The organism is Streptosporangiales bacterium (assembly GCA_009379955.1).
Lineage (GTDB): Bacteria > Actinomycetota > Actinomycetes > Streptosporangiales > WHST01 > WHST01.
Genome location: WHST01000021.1, coordinates 39,898 through 66,054, shown reverse-complemented (window position 1 = coordinate 66,054; position 26,157 = coordinate 39,898). Strand labels below are relative to the sequence as shown.

19 protein-coding genes are annotated in these 26,157 nt (G+C 71.9%); 8 read left to right on the top strand and 11 right to left on the bottom strand.

What is annotated here, in order from left to right; translation table 11 throughout:
• Window positions 1–163 precede the first annotated feature (163 nt).
• Complete coding sequence (locus GEV10_09100) at window positions 164–1,948, bottom strand: ATP-binding cassette domain-containing protein (GenBank protein MQA78621.1); 1,785 nt, start codon at window positions 1,946–1,948, stop codon at window positions 164–166.
• A 2-nt stretch (window positions 1,949–1,950) separates the two neighbouring features.
• The gene (locus GEV10_09095; protein ID MQA78620.1) at window positions 1,951–3,735 is read right to left on the bottom strand and encodes an ATP-binding cassette domain-containing protein; all 1,785 of its coding nucleotides are present in this window, start codon (window positions 3,733–3,735) and stop codon (window positions 1,951–1,953) included.
• A 131-nt stretch (window positions 3,736–3,866) separates the two neighbouring features.
• On the opposite strand from GEV10_09095, the gene GEV10_09090 reads away from it, so the two are divergent.
• On the top strand, window positions 3,867–4,499 hold the full coding sequence (locus GEV10_09090; GenBank protein MQA78619.1) for a TIGR03085 family protein: 633 nt from the start codon (window positions 3,867–3,869) through the stop codon (window positions 4,497–4,499).
• A gap of 111 nt (window positions 4,500–4,610) precedes the next feature.
• Here the strand turns inward: GEV10_09090 and GEV10_09085 are convergent, their stop codons facing one another.
• Window positions 4,611–5,375 carry a methyltransferase domain-containing protein gene (locus GEV10_09085; GenBank protein ID MQA78618.1) on the bottom strand — a complete coding sequence of 255 codons (765 nt, stop codon included), beginning with the start codon at window positions 5,373–5,375 and terminating at the stop codon, window positions 4,611–4,613.
• Window positions 5,376–5,444: 69 nt separating this feature from the next.
• Between GEV10_09085 and GEV10_09080 the strand changes: the two genes are divergently transcribed.
• Window positions 5,445–6,035, top strand: a complete 591-nt coding sequence (locus GEV10_09080; GenBank protein ID MQA78617.1) for a CGNR zinc finger domain-containing protein — start codon at window positions 5,445–5,447, stop codon at window positions 6,033–6,035.
• Between the two features lie 78 nt (window positions 6,036–6,113).
• Here the strand turns inward: GEV10_09080 and GEV10_09075 are convergent, their stop codons facing one another.
• Window positions 6,114–6,854 (bottom strand): methyltransferase domain-containing protein, encoded by a 741-nt coding sequence (locus GEV10_09075; GenBank protein ID MQA78616.1) that lies wholly within the window; start codon window positions 6,852–6,854, stop codon window positions 6,114–6,116.
• Between the two features lie 97 nt (window positions 6,855–6,951).
• Between GEV10_09075 and GEV10_09070 the strand changes: the two genes are divergently transcribed.
• From GEV10_09070 to GEV10_09050, 5 genes are all read left to right on the top strand, one after another.
• Window positions 6,952–8,391, top strand: a complete 1,440-nt coding sequence (locus GEV10_09070) for an amino acid permease (GenBank protein MQA78615.1) — start codon at window positions 6,952–6,954, stop codon at window positions 8,389–8,391.
• A gap of 110 nt (window positions 8,392–8,501) precedes the next feature.
• A complete protein-coding gene (locus GEV10_09065) occupies window positions 8,502–10,337 on the top strand; it encodes a glycoside hydrolase family 3 protein (GenBank protein ID MQA78614.1) in 1,836 nt (611 codons plus the stop codon).
• Window positions 10,338–10,348: 11 nt separating this feature from the next.
• Window positions 10,349–11,215: a metal-dependent hydrolase gene (locus GEV10_09060; GenBank protein MQA78613.1), complete on the top strand. Its 867-nt coding sequence runs from the start codon at window positions 10,349–10,351 to the stop codon at window positions 11,213–11,215.
• A 10-nt stretch (window positions 11,216–11,225) separates the two neighbouring features.
• Entirely contained in the window at window positions 11,226–12,527 is a 1,302-nt protein-coding gene (locus GEV10_09055) for a DUF1343 domain-containing protein (protein MQA78612.1), read from the top strand.
• Window positions 12,528–12,560: 33 nt separating this feature from the next.
• Entirely contained in the window at window positions 12,561–13,646 is a 1,086-nt protein-coding gene (locus tag GEV10_09050) for a Rossmann fold nucleotide-binding protein (GenBank protein ID MQA78611.1), read from the top strand.
• Between the two features lie 124 nt (window positions 13,647–13,770).
• On the opposite strand, the gene GEV10_09045 is transcribed toward GEV10_09050, so the two are convergent.
• From GEV10_09045 to GEV10_09015, 7 genes are all read right to left on the bottom strand, one after another.
• On the bottom strand, window positions 13,771–17,814 hold the full coding sequence (locus GEV10_09045) for a glycoside hydrolase family 92 protein (GenBank protein MQA78610.1): 4,044 nt from the start codon (window positions 17,812–17,814) through the stop codon (window positions 13,771–13,773).
• 109 nt (window positions 17,815–17,923) lie between these two features.
• Complete coding sequence (pucD, locus tag GEV10_09040; GenBank protein MQA78609.1) at window positions 17,924–20,227, bottom strand: xanthine dehydrogenase subunit D; 2,304 nt, start codon at window positions 20,225–20,227, stop codon at window positions 17,924–17,926.
• The gene (locus GEV10_09035; GenBank protein ID MQA78608.1) at window positions 20,224–20,679 is read right to left on the bottom strand and encodes a 2Fe-2S iron-sulfur cluster binding domain-containing protein; all 456 of its coding nucleotides are present in this window, start codon (window positions 20,677–20,679) and stop codon (window positions 20,224–20,226) included. The genes pucD and GEV10_09035 overlap by 4 nt, the downstream gene beginning before the upstream one ends.
• Window positions 20,679–21,566, bottom strand: coding sequence for a xanthine dehydrogenase family protein subunit M (locus GEV10_09030; protein ID MQA78607.1), 888 nt, complete (start codon window positions 21,564–21,566; stop codon window positions 20,679–20,681). Before GEV10_09030 ends, GEV10_09035 begins: the two co-directional genes overlap by 1 nt.
• 8 nt (window positions 21,567–21,574) lie before the next feature.
• Window positions 21,575–22,900: an MFS transporter gene (locus GEV10_09025; protein ID MQA78606.1), complete on the bottom strand. Its 1,326-nt coding sequence runs from the start codon at window positions 22,898–22,900 to the stop codon at window positions 21,575–21,577.
• 43 nt (window positions 22,901–22,943) lie between these two features.
• On the bottom strand, window positions 22,944–24,128 hold the full coding sequence (locus GEV10_09020) for a peptidase dimerization domain-containing protein (GenBank protein ID MQA78605.1): 1,185 nt from the start codon (window positions 24,126–24,128) through the stop codon (window positions 22,944–22,946).
• Entirely contained in the window at window positions 24,125–25,177 is a 1,053-nt protein-coding gene (locus GEV10_09015) for an LLM class flavin-dependent oxidoreductase (protein MQA78604.1), read from the bottom strand. The genes GEV10_09020 and GEV10_09015 overlap by 4 nt, the downstream gene beginning before the upstream one ends.
• Window positions 25,178–25,263: 86 nt before the next feature.
• On the opposite strand from GEV10_09015, the gene GEV10_09010 reads away from it, so the two are divergent.
• Complete coding sequence (locus GEV10_09010; GenBank protein MQA78603.1) at window positions 25,264–26,088, top strand: FCD domain-containing protein; 825 nt, start codon at window positions 25,264–25,266, stop codon at window positions 26,086–26,088.
• The last annotated feature ends 69 nt before the right edge of the window (window positions 26,089–26,157 follow it).

The window sequence follows — 26,157 nt, the reverse complement described above, 5'->3', positions numbered from 1 at the left end:
GGTGGCCAGGACCCCAGCCGGGGACCCCAACGGTGGCCAGGACCCCAGCCGGGGACCCCAACGGTGGCCAGGACCCCAGCCGGGGACCCCAACGGTGGCCAGGACCCCAGCCGGGGACCCCAACGGTGGCCAGGACCCCAGCCGGGGACCCGGGTGGGGTGGGTCAGGACCGGGCGGCGCGGCGCCAGGAGGCGTGCAGGTCGGCGTACGTGCCGTGCGCCGCGACGAGCTGGCTGTGGGTGCCGCGCTCGACGACGCGGCCGGCGTCGAAGACCAGCACCTCGTCGGCGTGCTCGGCCGTGGAGAGGCGGTGCGCGATCGTCACCGAGGTGCGGCCGTCGGTGAGGCCGTCGAGCGCGCGCTGGATGCGTACCTCGGTCGAGGGGTCGACCGCCGACGTCGCCTCGTCGAGCACCAGCAGGTCGGGGTCGGCGATGTAGGCACGGGCGAGGGCGACCAGCTGCCGCTCCCCCGCCGACAGCGACTCGCCGCGCTCCCCCACCTCGGTCGCCAGACCGCGGGGCAGTGACTCGACCCAGTCGCGCAGCCCGAGCTCGGTCAGTGCGCCCGTCAGCTCGCCGTCGGACGCGTCGGGCCGGCCGTACCTGATGTTCTCGCCGACGGAGATGTCGAAGAGGTGACCGTCCTGCGGGACCATCACCACCCGCTCGCGCAGCGAGGAGAATCGCACGTCGGTCAGCGGCACGCCGTCGACCAGCACCCGGCCCGTGCCGGGGTCCATCAGCCGGGTCAGCAGCTTCGCGAACGTGGTCTTGCCCGACCCGGTCTCGCCGACGACGGCCACCCGCCGCTTCGGCGCGATGTGCACGTCGACGCCGGTCAGTACCGGCGGTCCGCCCGGGTAGGCGTAGCCGACCCCCTCGAAACGGACGTCGACGGCACCCTGCGGCAGCACGCGGCCCGCGTCGCCCGGGTCGCGGACGTCCGGCTCGGTGTCGAGGACGGCGATCACGCGGCGCCAGCCGGCGATGGCGTTCTGCGCCTCGTTGAGCACCTCGGTGCCGGTCTGCACCGGCCCCACGAACAGCGACACGAGGAAGAGGAAGGCGACCAGCCGACCCAGGGAGATGTCGCCGGCGACGCCGAGCAGGACGCCGATCACGACGACGCCGGCGATCGCGATGCCGGCGACGACCTCGCCGGACGAGAACGTCAGCGTCGCCAGGATCTGCGCCCGGTTCTGGGCGCGGTACTGCCGGTCGATCGCGTGGTCGACGCGGCGCTGGGTACGCTCCTCGATGCCGTACGACCGGATCACCGACGCGCCGACCACGGCCTCGCTGATCGCGCCCAGCATGTCGCCGATCCTGGCCCGCACCTTGGCGTACGCGGCGGCCAGGTGCCGCTGGAACGTGCGCAGCAGGAGCATGAGCGGCAGGAAGCAGGCCCACACCCAGAGCGTGAGCTGCCAGGAGTAGAACGCCATCAGGACGGTCGCGACCAGGATCTGCCCGAGCGACACGATGATCATCAGCCCGCCGAACTGCATGAACCGGCTGATCTGGTCGACGTCGCTCGTGACACGCGAGACCAGCGAGCCGCGGCGCTCGGCGTTCTGGGTGAGCACCGACAGGTCGTGGATGTGGCGGAACGCCTTGACCCGCAACGTGGACAGCCCGGACTCCGAGGAGCGGAAGAGCCGGACGTTGACGAAGTACGCGGCGCAGCCGGTGACGATCACGGCCACCGCCGACGCCACCACCGCCAGACGGACCAGCGCGAGATCGGGCCCCCCGGGCCCGGCCAGCCCGTTGTCGATCGTGCGCTGGACGGCGACCGGCACCACCACCCGGCCGGTGGTGGCCACCAGGGCCAGCGCCAGCGTGAAGCCGATGCCCTTGAGGAACTCCGGCGAGATGCGTAGGCCGCGGCGCAGGACGGCGACGCCGGAGAGCTCGTGCGTCGCCTCGATCGTCGTGGCGGTCATGGCTACGCCGCCCCCTCGCGACTCAGGTCGGCCTCGCGCTCCTGCTGCTGGCGCTCGTACGCGGTGACGAGGTCGCGGTAGCCGGCCGAGCGTTCGAGCAGCTCGTCGTGGGTGCCGCGGTCGACGACCGTGCCGCGGTCGACGAAGACCACCTCGTCGGCGAGCGCGATCGTCGACTGCCGATAGGCGACGACGAGGACGGTGGCGTCGGCGTCGCGCAGCCCGGTGCGCAGCCCGTCGAGGATGCGGGCCTCGACCTGCGGGTCGACGCTCGACGTGGCGTCGTCGAGGACGAGCAGCCGCGGCCGGCGGACGAGCGCACGCGCGAGCGCGACCCGCTGGCGCTGCCCGCCCGACAGCGTGGTGCCGCGCTCACCGACGAGGGTGTCGAGGCCGTCGGACAGCGAGCGGACGAAGCGTTCTGCCTGGGCGAGCCGGAGGGCGGCCCACACCTCGGCGTCGGTGAACTCGTCGCCGAGCGTGACGTTGTCGCGGACGGTGTCCTCGAAGAGGAACGTCTGCTGCGGCACGACCGCAACGGTCTCGGAGAGCGCGCCGCGCCGCAGCGAGCGCAGGTCGACGTCGTCGAGGGTGATGCTGCCGGCGCGCGGGTCGACCAGCCGGGACAGCAGCCCGACGAGTGTGGACTTGCCCGCGCCCGTGGGCCCGACCAGCGCGACCGTGCGCCCGGACGGCACGTTGAGGGTGACGTCGCTCAGCGCGTCGCCGTCGGCCTCCGGATAGGCGAACGAGACGGTGTCGAGCCGCAGCCGCGGCGGCCCTCCGTCGCCGGCCTCGCCCTCGCCGAACGGCAGCTCGCCACGCGACTCGAGGACGTAGTTCACGCGGTCCCAGCCGACCACGGCCCGCGGCAGGTTGCCGAGCACCCAGCCGAACGCGCGGATCGGGAACGCGAGCAGGATGAACAGGTAGGCGACCTTGACCAGCGCGCCCGCGGTGAGCAGGCCGGCGTCGACGCGCACGCTGCCGACCAGCAGCACGACGAGGATCCCGAGGTTGGGCAGGCCCTCCATGATCGGGTCGAAGACGCCCGCGAGCCGACCGAGCCTGATGTTGGTGTCGCGGAGCGCGTCGGAGTCGGCGCGGAACCGGCGCGTCTCGTCGGCCTCGCGGCCGAGGGTCTTCACGACCAGCGCGCCCTCGAAGCTCTCGTGGGCGGAGGAGCTCACGGCACCGCGCAGGTGCTGGGACTCCATCGCCACCGGACGCATCCGCCGCTGGTAGACGTAGTTGACGCCGGCCAGGAGCGGGAACACGCACATGCCGACGAGCGCGAGCACGGGGTCGGTGAGCCACATCGACACCATCGCGACGACGATCATGACGACCACGCCGAGCGCCATCGGCAGCGGGGCGATGACGTTCCACAGCGTCTCGACGTCGGAGTTGGCGTTGGACAGCAGCTGGCCCGTCGGGTGGCGCTGATGCCATTCGAACGGCAGCCGGAGGTACTGGCGGGTCACGCGACGGCGGTAGGTCGCCATCAGGCGGTACTGCATCACGCCGGCGAGGATCTTGCGGCCCAGGATGCCGAGGATCTTGAGCAGCGCGACAGCGACCACGAAGGCGGCGCCGGCCCACAGGAGACCCGCAGGCACGCGTCCGTCCTCGAACGCGGGGACGATGGCGTTGCTCGTCGCCCAGCCGATCGCCTCGGCGCTGGCCACCGTCATGCCGCCGTAGAGCGCGCTGCCGACGAGGGCGCCGACGAAGATGCGCGGCTCCTCGCGGATGGCGGTGGCGAGCAGGCGCAGACCGCGCCGCATCACGTCGTCACGGGGCACAGGGGTCCTCTTCAGTGGTGGGCTCTTTGACAGTAGCTCAGGTGAGGGACAGTCCGATGCGTCGCTCCTTACCGCTCCGTGCACTCCTCCGCACGAGAACTACGCTGTGCGTCATGACGAGCCTCGCGCGTACCGAACGCGCCGCCCTCTGCGACCTGCTCGACGAGCTCGGTCCCGACGCCCCGACGCTGTGCGAGGGCTGGACCACCAGCGAGCTCGCCGCACACCTCGTCCTGCGGGAGCGGCGGCCGGACGCCGTCGCCGGCCTCCTCGTCCGCTCCCTCGCCGCCCGGGCCGACCGCATCCAGCGCGGCTACACCGGGCTCCCGTGGCCGCGGCTCGTCGACCTCGTGCGCTCCGGCCCGCCCCGGTGGTCACCCGCCGCCCTGCCGCCGGTCGACGCCGCCGTCAACACGATCGAGTTCTACGTCCACCACGAGGACGTCCGCCGGGCCGGCGGCGACTGGTCCGCCCGCACGCTGACCGCGGCGAACGAGGAGGAGCTCTGGCGGCGGCTCCGGATGATGGCCCGCCCACTGCTCCGCAAGGCGCCCACCGGCGTCGTGCTGCGGCGCGACGACGGCGTGCTCTGGCGCGCACGGCCCGGCTCGTCGTACGTCACCCTCAGCGGCCCGGCGTCCGAGCTCGTCCTCTACGCGTACGGCCGCGGCGACCAGGCGACCGTCGAGGTGCTCGGCGACCCCGCCGACACCGACCGCTTCCGCAAGGCGTCCCTCGGCTTCTGACCGCGCCCCCTCCGCGTTGATCACGTTGACGTGATCAACGCGGACTTCACCTCATGCAGGGACGAGGTGAAGTCCACGTTCATGAGGTGAAGCACGCACGGCACCGTCTCGTCAGCGGAGCGCCACCAGGACGCGGTCGTCGCCGGACTGCCAGATCGTGCCGGCCTCGGCGAAGCCGGCCTCGGCCAGCAGCCGCAGCCTGACGTCGTAGTAACCGTCGCTGCCCATGTTGTGGTCGAGCGGACGGCGGCCGCGCTCGGCGACGAGGTCGGCGAGCTCCGGGTCGGCCTCGATCTCGTCCCACCAGCGCTTCCACGCCTCGGCGTCCTGCTCCACCCCGGCACGCGCCGCCCGCGCCGCGCGCACCGCGCGACCGAGCGCGTCGAGCCCTGGCTGCTCGGGGCCGGCGAAGATGTGGTCGCCGTCGGCGAACACACCGCCCGGGCGCAGCAGGCCCGCGACGTCGCGGTACACCCGGCCGAGCTCGTCGGTGTAGAGCCAGTGCAGCGCCGTCGTGCTGACCACCGCGTCCGCCGGCCGGTCGAGGCGCAGCCCCGCGGTCCAGCCGTCGACCCGCAGGTCGGTGTCGACGAAGCGGAGGTTCCCACGATCGCCGTACGCCCCGGCGCCGAGGCCGAGCAGCACCGGGTCACTGTCGGCGCCGACGACGCGGGCGCCGGGCAGCCGGTCGAGGATCCTGGCGCCGAGCGATCCGGGGCCGCAGCCGATGTCGACCACGAGAGGGTCCTGCCGGTCCGCCGTCGCCTCGATGACGTCGGCGATCACCTGGAACCGCTCCTCTCGGTCGGCCAGGTAGCTCTCCTGCTGGCGGTCCCAGCTGCGGACCCATGCCGTGGCGGTGCTGGTGGAGACCATGCCCACTCCGTTACTGTCGTAGCCGAGATTGACGGTGACGACACTAGGCGAGAGGGCGTGACTGGTCAAGTGGACTTCAACAGTCATACCGACGCGGTCATCGCCATGACCGTCCGGCTGGTGAACGTCGTCACCCCCGGCACCGCGCGCGGTCGGACCTACGAGGCACCGGGCGGCGAGGCGCTGAGCGTCGCGGTCACCGAGGCGCTCACCCACCGGGCACGGCCCGAACTGCCGCGGGACGTCTACGGCCCGACCGACACCGCCGGCCTCGCCGCGGTCGCCCACCGCTTCCGCTCGGTCTTCGCGGCCGTCGACGCCGGCGATGTCGACTCGGCCGCGACGGTGGTCAACGAGCTGCTCGCCGAGAGCGGCGCCCACCCCCAGCTCAGCCGCCACGACGGCGAGCCGTGGCACCTGCACTACCACGGCGACGACGGGCGCCTGGTGAGCAGCTGGACCGCCGGCTGCGCCACCGGGCTCGCCGTCGTCCTCGGCGGCGAGCACGCCGACCGACTCGGCGTCTGCAAGGCGCCGGCCTGCGACCGCGTCTACGTCGACACCTCGCGCAACGGCACCCGCCGGTTCTGCTCGACGACCTGCCAGAGCCGCGTCAAGGCCGCGGCCTACCGCGAACGCCGGCTGAACCCCTCCAGGTAGCCACCCCGAGTCTCACGTGGACGCATCGCATTGGCCATAGCCCATACGAAGCGTCCACGTGGGGTCAGGAGGGCGGCCTCAGACGCGGGTGAACGACACCATCGTGTAGTCGGGGTCCGGACGGCGGACCTCCTGGTCGGGCAGCGCCTCGAGCTCCGCGACGCAGGCGTCGCGGCGGTCGTCGTCGACGGAGGCCGCGAGGTCGACGCCGCGGCGTGCGCTCGCCGCCGCGGCGCGCGGCGACATGCCCCGGCCGTAGCCGAGGTACGTGCACTCCGCCGTGGGGACCGCGCCCGCGGCCTGCGCCGCCGCGGTCACCCGCTGCCGTCCGTCGCGCTGGTCCGCCGGCCACCCGGCGGTCGCGTGCCGTCCGAGCACCGCCGTCACGTCCGAGGGCACACCCTGGTGCGCGAGGTGGACGTCGACACTCGTCACCAGGACGCCGCCGGGCCGCAGGACGCGCACGCACTCGGCGACCGCGGCCTCGGAATCCCGCACCAGGTGCAGCAGCCACATCAGGTAGACCGCGTCGAAGGCGCCGTCACGCACCGGCAGCGCCGTGACGTCGGCGCACATGCGCCGGCCACCGAGGCGGTCGGCCGCGTAGCGCAGCATGCCGAAGGAACGGTCGAGGCCGAACACCTCGTGGCCCCGCCGGGCGACGGCGGCGCTGACGATCCCGGTGCCGGCACCGGCGTCGAGCACCCGCAGGACACCGGCCGGGAGCAGGCTCCCGACGGCGGCTGCCGCAGCCTCGGCCCTGACGTCTCCCCCGCGCGTCTCGTCGTACCGCCGGGCTTCCAAGTCGTAGTCGAGCACTCCATGAGATTACGCGTACGTCGCGCTCTGGTCTCGCGGAGCGACCGAGAGTATCGTCCCGGCCGGCAGGATCGGGCTCGGACGAGCGGAGGCCGTCATGGCGACGTCGACCGGCAGCACCCCACCCGCGGCACCACGCGGCAGCGGCACGGGCATCTTCCGCCGCAAGTCCGCCACGATCGATGCGGCGGCGGAGCAGGGCGAGGGACAGGGCCTGACGAGGGTCATCGGCCTGTGGCAACTCACCGCCATCGGCATCGGCGCGATCATCGGCGCCGGCATCTTCTCCCTCGCCGGCACGGTGGCGAACGAGACCGCGGGTCCCGCCGTGACGGTCTCGTTCATCGTCGCCGGCATCGCGAGTGCGGCCGCCGGACTCTCGTACGCGGAGTTCGCCGGCATGATCCCGTTGTCCGGCTCCGCGTACACCTACGGCTACGTCGTCCTCGGCGAGTCCGTCGGCTGGATGATCGGCTGGGACCTCCTGCTCGAGTACACCGCGATCGTCGCGGTGGTCGCGATCGCCGTGTCCGGGTACTTCAACTTCCTGCTCGAACAGCTCGGCATCGACCTGCCGAACTGGATGCTCGGCGCTCCCGGCACCGGCGACGGTCACGTAGTCGACCTGTTCGCGATGGTCCTGTGCCTGCTCATCGCGTTCCTGCTCACCCGCGGCATCCGTACGGGTGCACGCATCGAGACCGTCCTGGTCGTCGTCAAGGTCGTGATCGTGCTCGCCGTCATCGTGGTCGGCGCCTTCTTCGTCAAGAGCACCAACCTGCAGCCGTACTTCCCGTTCGGCTGGGGCGGGGCGTTCCAGGGCGCGGCACTGGTGTTCTTCGCGGTCTTCGGCTACGACGCCCTGAGCACGGCGGCCGAGGAGTCGAAGGACGCGAGACGCAACCTGCCCAAGGCGATGATCTACTCCCTTGTCATCTCGATGGTGCTGTACATTCTCGCCGCGACCGTCCTCACGGGCATGCAGAAGTACACCGAGATCGACCCGGAGAGCGCGTTCTCACAGGCGTTCCAATCGGTCGGCCTCGACTGGCTGGTCACCGTCATCGCCGTCGGCGCGGTACTCGGCATCGTCACCGTCATGTTCTCGTTCATGCTCGGCGCCTCGCGCATCTGGTACGCGATCAGCCGCGACGGCCTGCTGCCTCGGTGGTTCGCCAAGACCAGCCGACGGCAGGTCCCCGCACGGGTCACCTGGATCCTCGGCGGCGCGTCCGCGGTGCTCGCCGGCCTGCTACCCATCGCCGAGGCGGCCGAGCTCACCAACATCGGCATCCTGCTCGCGTTCGTCGTCGTGTGCGCGGCCGTCATCGTGCTGCGCTACCGCGAGCCCCACCTCGACCGCGCGTTCCGCTGCCCAGGCATGCCCGTCGTCCCCGCCATCGGCATCGTGGCGTCGATCTGGCTGGTCACCTACCTGCAGCCGCTCACCTGGCTGCGCTTCCTCGGCTGGTTCGCGCTCGGCATCCTCGTGTACGCGCTCTACGGCTACCGCCACTCGCGGATGAACCGAACGTGACACCTCACCGCGGGCCGTTGACCGCGACGCCGAGCCGTAGGTAAGTTCCAGGTCAACGGCCGGGCCGGGCAAGTTTCCCCCGATCTCCGCCCTCGCCGTCGGGAGCCCGCATGGCCAGTCGCCGTCCCATCCGCCGCCTCCGCGCCACCGGCCGCCTCGGCGCCGCCGCCCTCGCCGTCGCCACCGCCGTCACGGTCTGCGCGCCCGCCCTGGCCGCACCCACCGGCGACGCGCGCATGCACGGCTGGATCAAGTCGCACATCGCGCGCATGACCCTGCCGGAGAAGGTCGGTCAGCTGTTCTCCACGCGCGTGTACGGCTCCACCGCCGACACCGCGCACCCGGAGAACGTCAAGGCGTACGGGGTCGCCACCCCGCGCGAGGTGGTGCAGAAGTACCACCTCGGCGGGGTCCTGTACTTCGCCTGGGCCGACAACGTCGGCCACCCCACGAACGCCGCCGAGCTCTCGAACGGCCTGCAGCGCGCCGCGATCTCGTCCGGCTCGCACGTCCCGCTGCTCATGTCGATCGACCAGGAGGGCGGCGCGATCGTCCGCGTCGGCCCGCCCGCGACCCAGTTCCCCGGCAACATGGCGCTCGGCGCCGGCCGCAGCGTCAAGGACGCGCGGAACGCCGCCGCCATCACGGGACGCGAGCTCGCCGCGATGGGCATCAGGCAGGACTTCGCGCCCGTCGCCGACGTGAACGTCAACCCGTTCAACCCGGTGATCGGCGTGCGCTCGTACGCCTCCGACCCCCAGCTCGCCGCGCAGCTCACCGCGGCGCAGGTCGCGGGCTACCAGGACGACGCCGGCATCTCGTCGTCGGCCAAGCACTTCCCCGGTCACGGCGACACCGCCACCGACAGCCACTACGGGTTCCCGATCATCGAGCACACCAGGGAGGAGTGGGACCGTCTCGACGCCCCGCCGTTCCGTGCCGCCATCGACGCCGGTATCGACGCGATCATGACCGCGCACATCCAGGTGCCCGCCCTCGACCCGTCGGGCGACCCGGCGACGCTGTCGAAGCCGATCATGACCGGCATGCTCCGCGGCGAGCTCGGCTACGACGGCGTGGTCTACACCGACTCGCTCGGCATGACCGGCGTGCGCGAGAAGTACGGCGACGACCGCGTGCCGGTGCTCGCGCTCAAGGCCGGCGTCGACGTGCTGCTCAACCCGCCCGAGTTCGACATCGCGTACAACGCGGTCATCGAGGCCGTGAAGAACGGCGAGCTGACCGAGCGCCGCATCGACGAGTCGGTGTACCGCGTACTCCGGTTGAAGTGGAAGAACGGCCAGATCCTGCGGCCGTTCGTGAACGAGTCGCGCGTGATGGACGTCGTCGGTACGCCGAAGAACCTCGCACGCGCCCAGGGGATCGCCGACCGCACCACCACCGTGGTGCGCAACGACGCCGACCTGCTCCCGCTGGCCGACGAGCCGCGCAAGATGCTGGTGACCGGCTGGGACGCGACGACCACCGCCGCACTCGCGTCGTCGCTGGAACGCCGTGACGCGAAGACGGAGGTGGTCGCGACCACCGCGCAGCCGACGGACGAGTCGATCACCCAGGCCGTCGAGCGAGCCGCCGACAACGACGTCACCGTCGTCCTCACGATGAAGGCGTGGGACACGAAGGTGACCAACCCAGAAGGCAGCCCGACCGACCCCGACGGCAAGCAGCAACAGCTGGTGAAGGCGCTGCTCGCGACCGGCAAACCGGTGGTCACGGTCGCCGTACGCGACCCGTACGACATCGCGTACTACGACGAGGCACAGACGCACGTCGCCACCTACGCGTACAACGGCGTCGCCATGGAGTCGCTCGCCAAGACCCTCTACGGCGAGATCACGCCACACGGCAAGCTGCCCGTCGACGTCCCCAGGGCGAACGAACCCGGCAGCACGCTCTATCCGTTCGGCCACGGCCTGACCTGGTGAGGGCGGCCTCGATGCGCGTCGGCCGGATGCTCGGTGCGGCACTGCTCGTCGCCGCGCTCACCGTCACCGGCCCCGCGGCGCACGCATCCGCCGGTCCCCCACCGGTGAAGATGCGCGTGGCGACGTACAACATCGCCGCGGGCGCGGGGGTTGGTGGCTTCGACCTCGACCGGACGGCCGCCGCGATCCGCGAGACGCACGCCGACGTCGTCGGCCTGCAGGAGGTCGACGTGCACTGGAGCGCGCGCAGCGAGTGGCGCGACACGGCCACGGAGCTGGCCAGGCGCCTGCACATGCGGGTGCGCTTCGCGCCGATCTACTCGCTCGACCCGCTCACACCGGGCGAGCCGAGGCGGGAGTACGGCGTCGCCGTCCTCTCGCACTTCCCCATCGTCTCGTTCGAGAACCACGACATCACCAGGCTCTCGACGCAAGACCCCGACCCGGTGCCGGAGCCGGCGCCCGGCTTCGGCGAGGCGATCGTGCGGGCGCGCGGCGCGCTGCTGCACGTGTACGTCACGCACCTCGACTACCGGCCCGACCCGTCCGTGCGGGCCACCCAGGCGCACGAGACGGTGCAGATCATGGGCGAGGACGGGCGCCGCGCGCCGCAACTGTTGCTCGGCGACCTCAACGCCGAGGCCGGCGCGCCCGAGCTGGCGTCGCTCTGGACGCATCTCGTCGACGGCTACGGCAGCGTCGGCACGCCACCAGGGCTGACCTACCCGGCCGCGGAGCCGGTCAAGCGGATCGACTTCGTGTGCGGCGCGAACGTCGGCGTCCACCGGGCGGTCGTGCCGGATTCCACCCTCGCCACACAGGCATCCGACCACCGCCCCGTGTACGCGGACATCACCGTGCCGCGGAAACGACACTGAGGAGCACGCCATGTCCGACCGGCGAGGCCGTCTCGGCCGACGCACCGTCCTGACCGGCGCCGTCGCCTCGGCATCGGCCGTCTTCGCCACGGCGGGCACGGCGCGAGCGGAGGGCGGACACGGCGGCGGCCGGGTCCGTACCGGAGCCGAGGTGGCCGAGGCCGCGGGCTGGCAGATGCTGCGCGGGACGCGGCTCGGGGTGGTCAGCAACCCGACGGGCGTACTGCGCGACCACGGCCACGTCGTCGACGCGATGCACGCGGACGACGGGCTCGACATCGGCGGCGTGTTCGGGCCGGAGCACGGCTTCCGCGGCAGCGCGCAGGCCGGCGGGTCCGAGGGCACGAGCGAGGACCCGCGCACCGGCCTCACGGTGTACGACGCGTACGGCGCGAACATCGACAAGTACGTCGAGATGTACGACAAGGCCGGCGTCGAGACCGTCGTGTTCGACATCCAGGACATCGGCGCGCGCTTCTACACGTACATCTGGACGCTCTACAACGCGATGTGCGCCGCGGCGAAGTCGGACCGGGCGTTCGTCGTGCTCGACCGGCCGAACCCGATCGGCGGCGAGGCCGACGGACCGTTGATGACGCCCGGCTTCACCTCCGGCGTCGGGCTGAAGGAGATCGTGCAGCGCCACGGCATGACGGTCGGCGAGCTCGCGAGGTTCTACGACGGGGTCTTCCTCCGCGACGAGGTCGACACGGTGCTCGGAGACCGCCTGTCGGTCGTCGAGTGCCGGGGCTGGCGCGGTTCCATGGTCGCGCAGGACTTCTCCCTGCCCTGGGTCGCGCCGTCGCCCAACATCCCCACCGTCGACAGCGCCGCCGTCTACATCGGCACGTGCTACTTCGAGGGCACCAACCTGTCGGAGGGACGCGGCACCACGCGACCGTTCGAGTGGATCGGCGCACCCTGGCTCGACTACCACTGGGGCGACCGGCTCAACGCGTACGGCCTGCGCGGCGTGCAGTTCCGCGAGGCGTACTTCAACCCGACGTTCAACAAGTACGAGGGCGAGGTCTGCGCAGGCGTCCAGGTGCACCTCACCGACCCGCGGCGATTCGACGGTGTCGCGACCGCCGCCGCCATGCTGATCGAGGCGAAGAGGTACGCCGACTTCGAGTGGCGGTACGACGACTACGATCCCGTGCGTCCGTACTGGATCGACAAGCTCTCCGGCTCGCCGCGACTGCGCACGATGATCGACGACGGCGCCGACCTCGACGCCGTGACGAAGGCGTGGCGCGGGGAGCGGCAGGACTTCGAGCGCCTGCGCAGGCGGTACCTGCTCTACCCGCGCTGAGTCACGCCCGGCCGGTCGGCCTATCGTGTGCCGATGGCCAGCATCGAGATCGAGACGACGGAGCAGTTCGAGGCTCTCGTCGCGACCGGCGGCGTCGACCTGCACGGCGCCCGGATGCAGGGCCTCGACCTGCGCGCGTACACCTCGACGCTGCTCGCGCTCGACACCGACGGCGCGGTGTTCCTCGGCTGCGCGATGGCGCCCGAAGCGGCGCTGCACCTGCAGGCGACCGGCGCCCTGGTGTTCCCGCAGGTGCCCGGTGTGCCGTTCGACCCGTACCGCGCCACGCTCTACAGCGCGGACGAGCTCTACGAGGGGCTCGCGGAGAAGGGCTACCCGGACACGCCGGACGCCGTGATGTACGACTGGTACCGCGACCCCGACTCGCAGCAGGACGTCTTCCACACCCTGCTGCGGTCGATCCACGACGACGCGATGTCCGACGCCCTCACCGAGCTGCTCGACGGTCGACCGGTCGTCGGCGTGATGGGCGGGCACGCGCTTATCCGCGGGCGCGAGGCGTACGCGCAGGCCGCCCACCTGGGGCGCACGCTCGCCCGTCAGGGCCTCGTCGTCGCGACCGGCGGCGGTCCCGGCGCGATGGAGGCCGCCAACCTCGGCGCGCACCTCGCCGACTGCCGCGACGACGCGCTCGAGCACGCGCTGACCGAGCTCGCCAGCGCACCGAGCTTCGCCGACGACATCGGCGCGTGGGCGCTCGCGGGCTTCACCGTGCGGCGCGCCCTGTGGCCCGAGCCGCCCGGCCTGACCGTCGGCATCCCCACCTGGTTCTACGGCCACGAGCCGCCGAACGTGTTCGCCACGCACATCGCGAAGTACTTCGCCAACGCGGTGCGCGAGGACGGCCTGCTCGCCAGGTGCACCGCGGGCGTCGTGGTGCTGCCGGGCGCCGCAGGCACCGTCCAGGAGATCTTCCAGGCCGCCACCCCGAACTACTACGCCCCCGGCGACGCCCCTCCCCTCGTGCTCGTCGACCGCGAGCACTGGACGCACCGCCTCCCCGCCTGGCCGCTGCTGCGGTCACTCGCCGCCGGCCGCGGCATGGCCGACCGCATCCACCTCGTCGACTCGATCGACGAGGTCCCCGCCCTCCTCTGACCCGCACCCCCTGCTCCCTTGTCGATTGATCACGTTCAGTTGGTGAAGCTGCACCGAACATGGCGCATGGACCGTGTTCGGTGCGTACTCACCAACTGAACGTGATCAATCGAGGCGGCGCTCATCAGCCGTAGTTGCGCTCGGTCGGCTTCTTACGCGTGCGCATGGTGTTCTCGCTCGGGTGCTCGCCGGGCGAGGCGTAGCGCGGGGTGCCGGTGAGCTCGACCTCCGCGAGCGTCACGCCGTCACCGCCGCCGGTGAACGCCAGCCGGTAGTGGGTGTACGAGCCCGGTCTCGCCACCGTGAACGACCGCGTGTACGCACCCCAGGCGAACGTCTCGCCCGACCGCCGGTCGAGGGTCGTCCAGCGTTCGCCGTCGTCGGAGCCCTGCAGCGCCCAGCCCGACGGCGCCGCGTCCGGCGACGCACCGGACGTCAGCGTGTAGCTGCCGACCTTGCGCGCCTTGGTCAGGCCGAGGGCGACGGTGGGTCGGTCACCGGGCAGCGTCGCGACCGTCGTCGAGTCGTCGTCGTGCAGCGCGCCCGCCTGCTCGCCGGGACCGGTGAACGCCGCGCCCTCGTCGTCGATCGAGTCGTGCGAGGTCATCGGACGGTCACCTGGGTCGGTGATCGAGGGCGGGGCCGCGTTCCTGCCGGTACCCCACGACGTCGGCCGCGGGGACATGGTGAAGTCGAGCCGGCCGCCGTTCGCGAGGGCGTCGTGGGGCAGCCAGGTCTTGTTCCAGCGCTTGCCGTTCACCCGCAGCCCCGCGACGTACGGCGTGCCGGCGCGGTTGCCTGGCGCGTTGACCACCAGCTTGCGGCCGTTGTCGAGGTTCACCGTCGCCTTGGTGAACAGCGGCGAGCCGACCGCGTACGTCGGGCTGCCGACCTGCAGCGGGTAGAACCCCAGCATGCTGAACAGCCACCACGCCGACATCTCGCCGTTGTCCTCGTCGCCGGGATAACCCTGCCCGATCTCGCTGCCCGCGTAGAGCCGCGACATCGCCTCGCGCACCAGCGCCTGCGTCTTCGCCGGCCTGACGTAGTCGTACATGTAGGGGATGTGGTGGGACGGCTGGTTGCTGTGCCCGTACTGGCCGAGCCGCACGTCGCGCGCCTCGAGCATCTCGTGGATCGTGCCGCCGTACTCACCGGGATGCTCGGCCGTCTCCGGCGTCGCGAAGAACCTGTCGAGCTTGCGCTCCAGACCCGCCCTGCCGCCGTACAGGCCGATCAGACCGGCGCCGTCCTGCGGTGCGGAGAACGCCATGTTCCAGCCGTTGGTCTCGGTGTAGTCGCCGCCCCAGTCGCGCGGGTCGTACGCGTCCGCCGACCGGTGCCAGACGCCGGCGTCGTCCTTGCCCTGGAAGAAGCCGAGCGTCGGGTCGTACAGGTTGACGTAGCCACGCGCCCGGTTGAGGAAGTAGCGGTGGTTGTCGAGATACTCCTGCCGGCGCGGATCGCTCCGCTTCGCCTTGTCGTACAGCGCCTTCGACATGTTGGCGATGCCGAAGTCGTTGACGTACCCGTCCATCGACCATGAGTAGCCCTCGGCGGTCGACAGCGGCGTGTACCCGAGGAACGCCCCCTGGTCGAGGCCCTTGCGTCCCACGCTCGCCTCGGGCGGGCGCACCGCGGCGTTCTTCAGCGCCGCGTCGTACGCCTCCTGCACGTCGATGCCCGGCACGCCCTTGAGGTACGCGTCGGCGAATGCGACGTCGGAGCTCGTGCCGACCATCAGGTTGGCGTAGCCCGGCGACGACCACCGCGACACCCAGCCGCCGTCCGTGTATTGCTGGACGAACCCGTTGACCAGCTCGCCGGTGAGCTTCGGCGCGAACAGCGAGTACGCCGGCCACGCCGTGCGATAGGTGTCCCAGAAGCCGTTGTTGACATACATCTTGCCGCGGACGATCTTCGAGCCCGTCTTCGTCGGAGTGTCCTCGCCGGTCTTCGGCGACACCGGCGACGCGTACTCGTAGACGGGTCGGCTCTTCGTGCCGGTGTTCTCGAACGTGGAGTTCGGGTACAGGAAGAGTCGGTACAGGTTGGAGTACAGCGTCGTCTGCTGCTCCGGCGTCGCACCCTCGACCTCGATGACGTCGAGCTTGTCGTCCCACAGCCGCTGGGCCCGCGAACGCACCTGCGCGAACGAGTCGTCCGCCACGATCTCCTGCTCGAGGTTGCGCTTCGCCTGGTCGACGCCGATGAGCGAGGTCGCGATGCGTAGCGTCACCTGCCGCGACTTCGCGAAGCGCAGGTATCCGCCGACGTTCGCCCCGCCGCCGTCGTCGAGCCGCCCGCTCGCCGACGCGGCCTCGTCGACGACGCCGTAGACGAACATCCGTCCCGCACCCGCGGACAGGTCGCTCTTCACGTCGCTGTAGCCGGTCACCACGCCGTTGTCCTCGTCGAGCGTGAGACCGCCCTCGTCGTTCACGTTGTCGAAGACGAGCGTGCCGGTGTCGGAGGCGAACGTGAACCGCATCATCGCCGCGTGGTCGGTGGGCGCCATCTCGACCCTGGTGCCGTCGTCGAACGTGACGCCGTAGTAGTGCGGCTTCGCGATCTCGCGGGCGTGGCTGAACGGCAGCGCGCGGGCGTCGCGGTCGGCGGTCGGAACCCCGGTCGCGCTCGACGGCATGACCTGGAACGTCTGCCGGTCACCCATCCACGGGCTCGGCTCGTGGCTCACGCCGAACGCCTGCAGCCGTGGCCTGTTGCTCGCGTCGTTGCCCTTGGCGTAGTCGTACAGCCACGACGTCGACCCCGCGTCGGTGACGGGGGTCCAGAAGTTGAAGCCGTTCGGCACGGCCGTCGCCGGGAGGTTGTTGCCGCGCGAGAAGCTCCCGCTGGAGTTGGTGCCTCGCAACGTGGTCACCCAGTCGGACGGATGGTCGCGCGAGGGCGTCGCGGCCCGCTTGGGCGTGCCCAGGCCGACGTCGTCGATCCAGCCGCGAAAGTCGGCGGGCCCGTCGGGCGCGTCGTACGCCACCAGGATGCGGTCGACCTTCCGACCCTTCGCGACGGCGCCGACGTCGACGCGGACGTCGTTCCACTGGTTGGTCGACAGATACTTCGACCGCCCCTGCCCCGCCGGGCTCGCCCGGTTGCCGTGCTGGTCACGCGCACGCAAGTCGCTCAGGTAGGTGCCGTCGGTGAACGCCAGGTCGAGTGCGGCGTACGTGCTCGGGTAGCGCAGGTCGCCCTCGACGAACTCGGGGAAGATCCGGTACGAGAGCGACGTGCTCTCGGTGACCCGGACGTCGACGTCGAGGATCTTGTTGTACGACCAGGCGCGGCCGGCGGCGGTGTGCCGGCCGGCGTAGCGCAGGGACCGCACACCGGTGAAGCCGGTCTTCGACCGCGCGTTGTACGCGCTGGTAGGCCCGGAGTCGGCGCGCGACTCCATGGTCGGTCCCGCCGGCGGCAGCGGCGAGCCGTCGGAGAGCACGACCTCCGCGAGCTGGACGATGTCGGCGCCGTGGTTGGCGGTGACATCGAGCCGGAACCAGCGGTAGTCGGTCGAGGTGTCGAACTCGTAGACCTTGGTCTCGAAGCGTTCCGCGAAGTCCTCACCGCTGCGCTCGTCGAGCGTCGCCCACGACTCGCCGTCGGTCGAACCCTGCAGGCGCCAGTCGCGGGGGTCGCGCTCGGGCGCGTCGTTGGCGGAGGTGAGCGCGTACTTCACCACGCGCTCCGGGGCGTCGAGCGTGAAGCTCAGCCAGCCGGTGGACTCGAAGGTGAGCCATTTCGTGTACCTGTCGCCGTCGGTGACGTTCGCCGCGACCTCGCCGCCCTCCGCGTTCTCGTCGCTCGCCTCGACGGCGGTGACGGAGTCCATCACGCTGCCACCGATCCCCGTCGGGTCAGGACCGCGGACACCCGACGACTTCGCGCCGTCGACCGTGTCGGTCCAGCTCGGCTGCGGCTGACCCTCCTCGAACGAGGTGCTGAACCCGCGCACGGCGGGGGTCTCCGCCGGCACCTGCTCGTCCGGCCCCGGGGTCGCGGTGCTCGTCCGCCTGCCGCTCGGCGGCGAGGTGGCTCCGCCGGGCGACGGGCTCGGCTCCTCGGCCAGCGCCACGGGCGCGGCGCCGAACGTCGCCGCGAGCACGGCGCCCACGGTGAGGAGTCCCAGGACGGGCAACCGGAGACGTCTCATCGGGGCCCCTTCGCGCCGACGGCGTGACAACGTTGTCAGTATCCGCGCAGGCTCTCGTGTTCGACGGCTCCGGTCAAGACACCACGACGACCGGTGACCCGGCAGCGGGCTACGACGTCAGCGCGTCGGGGGTCACCGGGATGCGGGGCACCTCGCGGCCGGTGGCGGCGCGGATCGCGGCCGCGATCGCGGCGGGCGCGGAGAGCAGCGGGGGTTCGCCGACACCGGTCAGGCCGTACGGGGAGTCGGCGCGGGGCAGCTCGAGGATGTCGAGGCGGGTACTCGGCATGTCCATCGTCGTGGGGATCAGGTAGTCGGTGAACGACGGGTTGAGGATCCGGCCGTCCCTGACCTTGATCTCCTCCATCACCGCGAGGCCGACGCCCTGCGCGATGCCGCCGTGCATCTGGCCCTCGACGGCCGGCGGGTTGATCGCCTTGCCGACGTCCTGGGCGCAGGCGACCTCCACCACCCGGACGAGACCGAGCTCGACGTCGACGTCGACCACCGCGCGGTGGGCGGCGAACGCGTACGCGACGTGCGCGTCGCCCTGGCCCGTCTCCGGGTCGAGCGGTTCGGTCGTGCGGTGCCGGAAGACGGCGGTCTCGTCGACGTCCTCGACCGCGAGCAGGTCGCGCAGGTCGACGCTCTGGCCCGACCGGTCAGAGACGATCCGGCCGCCGGCGAGACGCAGCCCGGTCACGGGCTCGGCGAGTGCCGTGGCCGCGCGGTCGAGCAGGCGGCCGCGGACGGCCACGCAGGCCTGCCGGACGGCGCCGCCGGACATCCAGGTCTGCCGCGACGCCGACGACGTGCCCGCGTCACCCACCGCGGTGTCGGCGGGCAGCACCACGACGCTCGGGATCTCCAGCTCGGTCCTGACGATCTGCGCCTGCACGGTGACGAGCCCCTGCCCGACCTCGGCAGCGGCCGTGTGGACCGACGCGACGATCTCGTCGCCGGCGACGCCGACCCGCACCCGTGCGGTGCCGAAGTCGTCGTAGCCTCCCGACTTGCAGATGTTCTTCACCGAGACGCCGTAGCCGACGCCGCGGCGTACGCCCTCGCCGTGCGTGGTGTTCGCCACGCCACCGGGCAGCAGCCGCACGTCGGCCCCACCGGACGCGGGCAGTGACGGCGGCAGCGGCATCTCCTCGACACGGCGCAGCAGCTCGGCGACCGGCGCGGGTCCCTCGATGCGCTGCCCCGTGGCCATCATCGAGCCGGTCGCGACGGCGTTGCGCAGGCGTACCTCGACGGGGTCGATGCCGACGGCGGCGGCGAGCTTGTCCATCTGCGACTCGTAGCCGAAGCACACCTGCACCGCACCGAAGCCGCGCATCGCGCCGCACGGCGGGTTGTTCGTGTAGACCGCACGGCAGTCGATCTCCACGCTCGGCACCTCGTAAGGCCCGACCGCGAAGCAGCCGGCGTTGCCGGCCACCGCGTGGGACGTGGAGGCGTACGCGCCGCCGTCGAGCAGGATGTCGGCCTTCACGTACAGCAGGCGCCCGTCGGCGTCGGCGCCGTGCTCGTAGCGCATGCGCGCGGGGTGGCGGTGCACGTGGCCGACGAACGACTCCTCACGTCCGTACACCATGCGCGCCGGCCGGCCCGTTCGTAGCGCGAGCAGGCACGCGTGCGCCTGCACGCTGAGGTCCTCGCGACCGCCGAACGCCCCGCCGACGCCGGCGAGGGTGAGCCGCACCCGGTCCGGCGGGAGGGCGAGGCACGCCGCGAGCTGCTCCTGGTCGACGTGCAGCCACTGTGTCGAGCAGTGCAGCTCGACGCCACCGTCGGCCGCGGGCAGCGCGAGGCACGACTCGGGACCGAGGAACGCCTGGTCCTGCATGCCGACCTCGTACTCGCCCGTGACGACCACCGCGGCTCCGGCGCGAGGGGCGCCGCGCCGGATCCGCAGGTGTCGCACCAGGTTGCCGCCCTCGTGCAGCGGCGGGCCGTCGCCGGACAGCGCGATCTCGGGATCGGTCAGCGCCGGCAACGGCTCGTATGTCACGCGCACGCGCTCGACGGCCCGGCGCGCGGTCTCGGGGTCGTCGGCCGCGACCACCGCGACCGGCTCACCGGCGTACCGCACCACGTCGTCGGCGAGGACGGGCTGGTCGCGCTGCTCGAGGCCGAACCTGTTGACGCCCGGGACGTCCACCGCCGTGAGCACGGCGCGCACCCCCGGCATCGCGAGCGCCTCGTCGACCTCGACGGTGACGATCCGAGCGTGCACGTGCGGGCTGCGCACCGTCGCGCCCCACACCATGCGGTCGTGCCGCAGGTCGGAGGAGAACGCGAAGTCGCCGCGTACCTTGGCGATCCCGTCGGGACGGCGTGCGGCCTCACCGACACCGTCCGGGGTGCGGGTGACGGCCGGTGCCGCCGGTGGCGCGACTGTCGTCATCGGGCCGCCGCCCGGACGGCGTCGAAGATCTTCTCGTAGCCCGTGCACCGGCACAGGTTGCCGGCCAGCGCCTCACGGATCTCGGCGTCGCCGGGATCGGGCGTACGGCGCAGCAGGTCGTGGACCGCCACGACGAGGCCGGGCGTGCAGAACCCGCACTGCACCGCTCCCGCGTCGAGGAACGCCTGCTGCACGGGATGCAGCCCGTCATCGCCGGACAGGCCCGCGACCGTCACGACGCGACGTCCGTCCGCCTGACCCGCGGCGACGAGACACGCGCACACCGCCTCGTCGTCGAGGTAGACCGTGCACGACCCGCACTCACCCTGCTCGCAGGCGTTCTTCGACCCCGGCAGGCCGAGCCGCTCACGCAGCAGGAAGAGCAGGCTCTCCCCCACCTCGACGTCGTCGGCGGTTCTCGCCTTGCCGTCGACCTCCAGACCGACCCGCATCAGCGCGTCCCCTCCGTTCCACGCGGCCGCACCGCTTCCGCCCACGCCCACCCGAGCAGGCGGCGGGCGACCACGCTCACCGCGTGCCTGCGGTAGTCCGCGCTCGCCCTGACGTCGTCGATCGGCGACGTCCCCTCTGCCACCAGCTCACCGAACCGCGCCGCCACCTCGGGGTGGAGTGGCGTACGCCCGCTCCAGTCGAGGTGGTCCGCGGCGTACGTCTCGGCAGGCTCGGGCACCACCACCGTCGGCGCGGCCGACCCGACAGCGCACGCGACGGCGTTCGCCGTGAGGTCGAGAGAGACGGCGACCGACGCGACGGCGATCACCATCGCGTTGCGTGTGCCGACCTTCGCGAACTGCTGAGGTCCGCGCGCCCGCGGCAGGCGCACCGACACGACGATCTCGTCGTCGGCCAGCACGTTGCGTCCCGGTCCGAGGAAGAACTCCCCCGCGGGCACCTGCCTCACCCCGCGCACCGACCGCACCTCGATCACCGCGCGATCGGCCAGCAGGGACGGCAACGCGTCGCCCGCGGGCGAGGACGTGCCGATGTTGCCCCCGACGGTCCCCCGGCGGCGGATCTGCGGGGAGCCGACCGTACGGGACGCACGCGCGAGCCCCGGCAGGTCGTCGCCGAGCTCCGCGACGACGCGTGCGTACGGCACGCCCGCACCGAGCTCGACCGCGTCGTCCGTGCGCCGCCAGGCGCGCAACTCGGGCACGGCCGTCAGGTCGAGCAGCGCCGCCGGCCTGGTGTGGCCGAAGTTGAGCCCGACCATCAGGTCCGTCCCACCGGCGATCGGCGTCGCGTCGGGGTGTGCCGCCTTGAGCTCGCACGCCTCGTCGAGGGTCGCCGGCCGCAGGAAAGCCGCCGTGTCCGTCAATCCCGTCACTACGCCGACTCACCCGCCGGAGAGGTCGCCGCCACTACCGGCTCCGGCGCGGCGTACCGCTCGGTGAGGAAGATCGCCGCCACCACCGACACGATGCCCGCGCCGCTCATGTAGACGGCGATCAGCGGCCAGTCGCCCGTGGCGTTGAGGATCGCCGTGGCGACGATCGGCGCCATCGCGCTGCCGACGACGGTGCCGAGCGTGTAGCCCAGCGACAGGCCCGTGTAGCGCACGGCCGGAGGGAACGCGTGCGCGAAGAACACCGGCATCGTGCCGTAGTTCGCGGTGTAGGGGAGGAAGAGGAGCAGGAAGCCGAGCAGCATCCAGCCGAACGACTTCGTGTCGAGCGTCATGAACCACAGGTAAGGGAAGACCGCCATGCCCACGGCCCCGCAGATGAAGATCGCCTTCCTGCTCACCCGGTCGGAGAGCCAGCCGAAGAACGGGATCCCGATGATCGTGAGGATGTTGACCGCGAGCACGAGCTCGAGCAGGGTGTCCCTGCTGACCTCGAGATGGACCTCGCCGTAGCTCAGCGAGTACACCGTGCCGATGTAGAACGTCACGCCGGACGACACGTAGGCGAGGCAGAGCAGGGCCACGCGCACCGGGTGCTTGGCGAGCACCTCCTTGATCGGCGTGCGCCGCACCTCGCCACTCTGCTTGACCTTCTGGAAGTCCGGGCTCTCGGCGAGCTTCAGCCGGATGAGCAGGCCGAGCACGACGAGCACGACGCTGAGGAGGAACGGCACCCGCCAGCCCCACGACTCGAACGCCGCGTCGGACAGCCGCGAGATCACGAGGAACACGATGTTCGCGAGGAGCAGGCCCCACGCCGCGCCCGTCTGGACCAGCGCGCCGAAGAAGCCCCTTCGCCCGTGGGCGGCGTGCTCGACGCTCATGAGTACGGCGCCGCCGTACTCACCGCCGAGCGAGATCCCCTGGACGACCCTGAGCACGACGAGCAGGATCGGCGCGGCCACGCCGATCGTCTCGTACGTCGGCAGCAGCCCGATGCAGAACGTCGCTCCGCCCATCAGTGACAGCGTCACGACGAGCATCGACTTGCGGCCGAGCCGGTCACCGAAGTGACCGAAGATGATCCCGCCGATCGGTCGCGCCACGAACGCGAGCGCGAACGTCGACAGTGAGAGCAGGGTGCTCACGAGCGGGTCGCTCGTCGGGAAGAAGAGCTTGCCGAAGACGAGCGCGGCGGCGGTGCCGTAGATGAAGAACTCGTACCACTCGATGGTGGTACCCGCCAAGCTCGCCGCGACCACGCGGACCGAACTGTTGCGGGTGGGGACGGGCTGTGTCACTGCCATGGCGCTGACACCTTCCAGGGGTCAGTACTGCGGGAGAAGATCGTCACGGTTGCCGGAAGAAGTTCGTCACGGTGTCGTGGAGTACCGCCGCCTCGGTGTGCACGGCGGAGAGCCGGACGAAGTCGTCCGCGAGCATGTCGGCCTCCTCGGGGACGCCGAACATGACGGTGGGAATGCCGCGGGAGGACGGGCCGCCCGCGTCGAAACTGCCCCCGTGGATCGTGTGCTCGACCGTGCCCCTGTGCTTGCGGAGCGCGGAGTCGAGCGGCGCGAGCACGTCCCGCCTGTCGGGCGGCAGGAAGGCGGGGAGCATCGTGACTCCCCTGTGCACGTCGACGTCGCAGCCGTGTGGGCGCACGCCGTCGAACAGGGCACGCAGCTCGTCGACCGCCTCGTCGGGGTCGGTGCCCGGCACCAGCCGGCGGTCGACGGTGATCCTCGCGGACGCCGGCAGGGTGTGCGGCGCGATCGGGTCGTACGTGACCTGGTACGGCACCACCTGCTCGCGGCCGAGCTCGGGATGCGACCTGGTGCCCACGACGGCGTCGTGCTCGCGCAGCAGGGCGACGACGTCGGCGACCGCATCGATGACGCGGCCGTCCTTCGGCGGCGACGACGAGTGGGTCGCCACCCCGCGCACGTCGACGACGACGTCGGCACGCCCGCGGTTGCCGACGTTCACGTTGAAACCGGTGCAGAACAGCTGGACCACGAGGTCGGGCCGGCGCGGCAGGGAGTCGAGGATCGCCCACGAGCAGTCGTGGCTGCTGCGGCCCTCGTTGTTGACGCAGAGGTACAGCGTGCCCTCGAGATCGGTGCCGTCGGCGACGAGTCGCCTGGCGAGGTCGAGCAGGCATGCCTGGTGCGCCTTGTTCTGGGTGACGCCCTGACCGAAGACGCAGGGCTCGTCGACGCCGAGCTCGACGGGCGTGCGGACACGTCCGGACCACGGGTCGTGCATCAGGTTGTGGTGCTGGGTCGGTGTGTACGCCATCAGCGCCAGGCACGGCCCGTCACCGTCGCCGAACCGCACGGCGAGCTGGTTGCGCGGCAGGTCGATCACGTCGCGCGCTCCGACGCCGAGGAACGCCGGGCGCAGGTGCTCCTGCACGTACGTGACCAGCGTCGGGTGGTCCGGCTCGATCAGCGTGTCGGGGCCGAGCGGCACGGCCGAGGGGACCCGGGCGAGCCGGACGAGCGTGTCAACGAGGAAGTCGCCGTCGTTCATCGCATGACCTCCGCGGTCTCGTCCCGAAGCGCGGGCAACACGTCCGCGCCGAACGTCTCGATCAGCTCGGTCGGCAGCGTGTAGTTGCCGACGTGCCTGAGGTACAGGCCGGTCGCCCCGAGCCCGATCGCGCGCCTCGCCCTGGCGAGGATCTCGTCGACCGACCCGAACAGGCAGAACGTCTCCGCGAACCGCACCGCCATCTCGTCGGTGACCCACGCCGACGCGTGCGCGACTGCGGCGTCCCAGTCCTCGGCGTGGACCATGTCGGGGTACACCTCGGGCACGTGCGGCGGCGCGTCGAGCTCGATCCCCGCGATGCGCAGGAACTCCTGGCCGCCGATCGTCGCCATGTGCAGGCAGATCGGCTTCAGGACCGCGGCGTCACGCTCGATGTCGTCGGTCACCTTGCAGAATGCACCGACCGTGAGCTCGACGTCGGAGCCGATCTCGCGCCCGGCGTCGTCGCAGCCCTCGCGGACCGCCGCGTGCGTACGGGACAGCGTCTCCGGGGAGATGCCCGCCAGCGTGACGACGCCGTCGGCGATCTCACCGGCGAGCCGGAGCGTGCGGGGTCCGCTCGCCGCGATGTGGACGGGGACGTCGCCCGCCGCGTCGCGCAGGCGCACCCGGCGGTCGCCGTACGGCTGCTCGTCGCCGCGCAGCAGGGTGCGCACCGCCTCGATCCCCGAGCGCAGCTCCGCGCGCGTCGTCGGCCGCCTGTCGATCGGCTTGACCGCGCTGTCGCCGGTGCCGAGCCCGAGGAGCACGCGGCCGGGCGCCAGCTCCGCGACGGTGTTGATCGCGCTCGCGACGACGCTCGGGTCGCGGGTCGCGACGTTGGTGACGGCGGTGGCGAGGGTGATGCGCTCGGTCGCCAGCGCGCTGACCGCCATGACCGCGTAGACGTCGCGCCGGAGCAGCTGGGAGTCGGCGACCCACGCGACGTCGAACCCGTGCCGCTCGGCCCGCGCGACCTCGGCCGCCACCTCGTCGGCACGGCGGCACGGCGGGATGCGTACGCCGATCCTGACCCGCGCAGCGCCCATCCGCGCCCGCCCTTCTCGTCTCACGACCCCGATTGCCGAAAATTAATCTGTTGTCTGACATCAGTCAAGCTCCATGGGATGGCAGGATGGTCTCCGTGACGACGAGAGCACCGGAGCTCGACGACGGGGGCGACGCCGCGAACGGGCCGGTCCGGTACCAGCCGCTCGAGCGCCGATCGGTCCCCGACACCGTGGCCGACCGGCTCACGGCGGAGATCGAGTCCGGCACACTGCGCCCCGGCGACCGGCTCCCGTCCGAGCCCGAGCTCGCCCGTCAGTTCCAGGTCGGCCGGAGCTCGCTGCGCGAGGCGATCCGCAAGCTGCACACGCTCGGCGTGGTCGAGGTGGTCAGGGGGCGTGGCACGTTCGTCCGGCAGCCCGCCGGCGCCGACCGCACGCCGCAGTTCACGCACTGGAGCGTGACCGAGGGACCCGCCACCGCCGAGGTCCTCGAGGTACGCCTCGCGCTCGAGCTCGCGGCCGCCGGGCTGGCGTGCGTCCGCGCCACCCAGGCCGACATCGACACCCTCGCCGCGCGCTGCCGCGAGCACGAGGCGGCACGCGGGAAGGGCGACCGCGACGAGCTGATCCACACCGACGAGCTCGTCCACGAGGCGATCGTCCGCGCCGCGCACAACGACCTGCTGCTGCAGGCCTACCTGCCGCTCGTCCCCCGCCTGGTCGGGTTCCGCGTGCACACCCTGGCACTCGCCCGCGCCGAGGAGCGCTTCGACCCGCACCACCGCGCCGTGCTGGCCGCCATCGTCCACCGCGACGCGGCCGCGGCGCGGGAGGCCGTGATCCGGCACATCGGCGCGCTCTTCGGCGAGGTGCGCGCGGCCGCCAAGACCGGCGACATCCCGACCCCTGGCGCCAACGACTTCGCGGCCATCTTCGGCACCTTCCGCTGACGGCCCTCACCGGCCGTCGCCGGGCCGCCTGCTCGTCATCGACCGTGACCGGGGGGTCACTGACGGGTG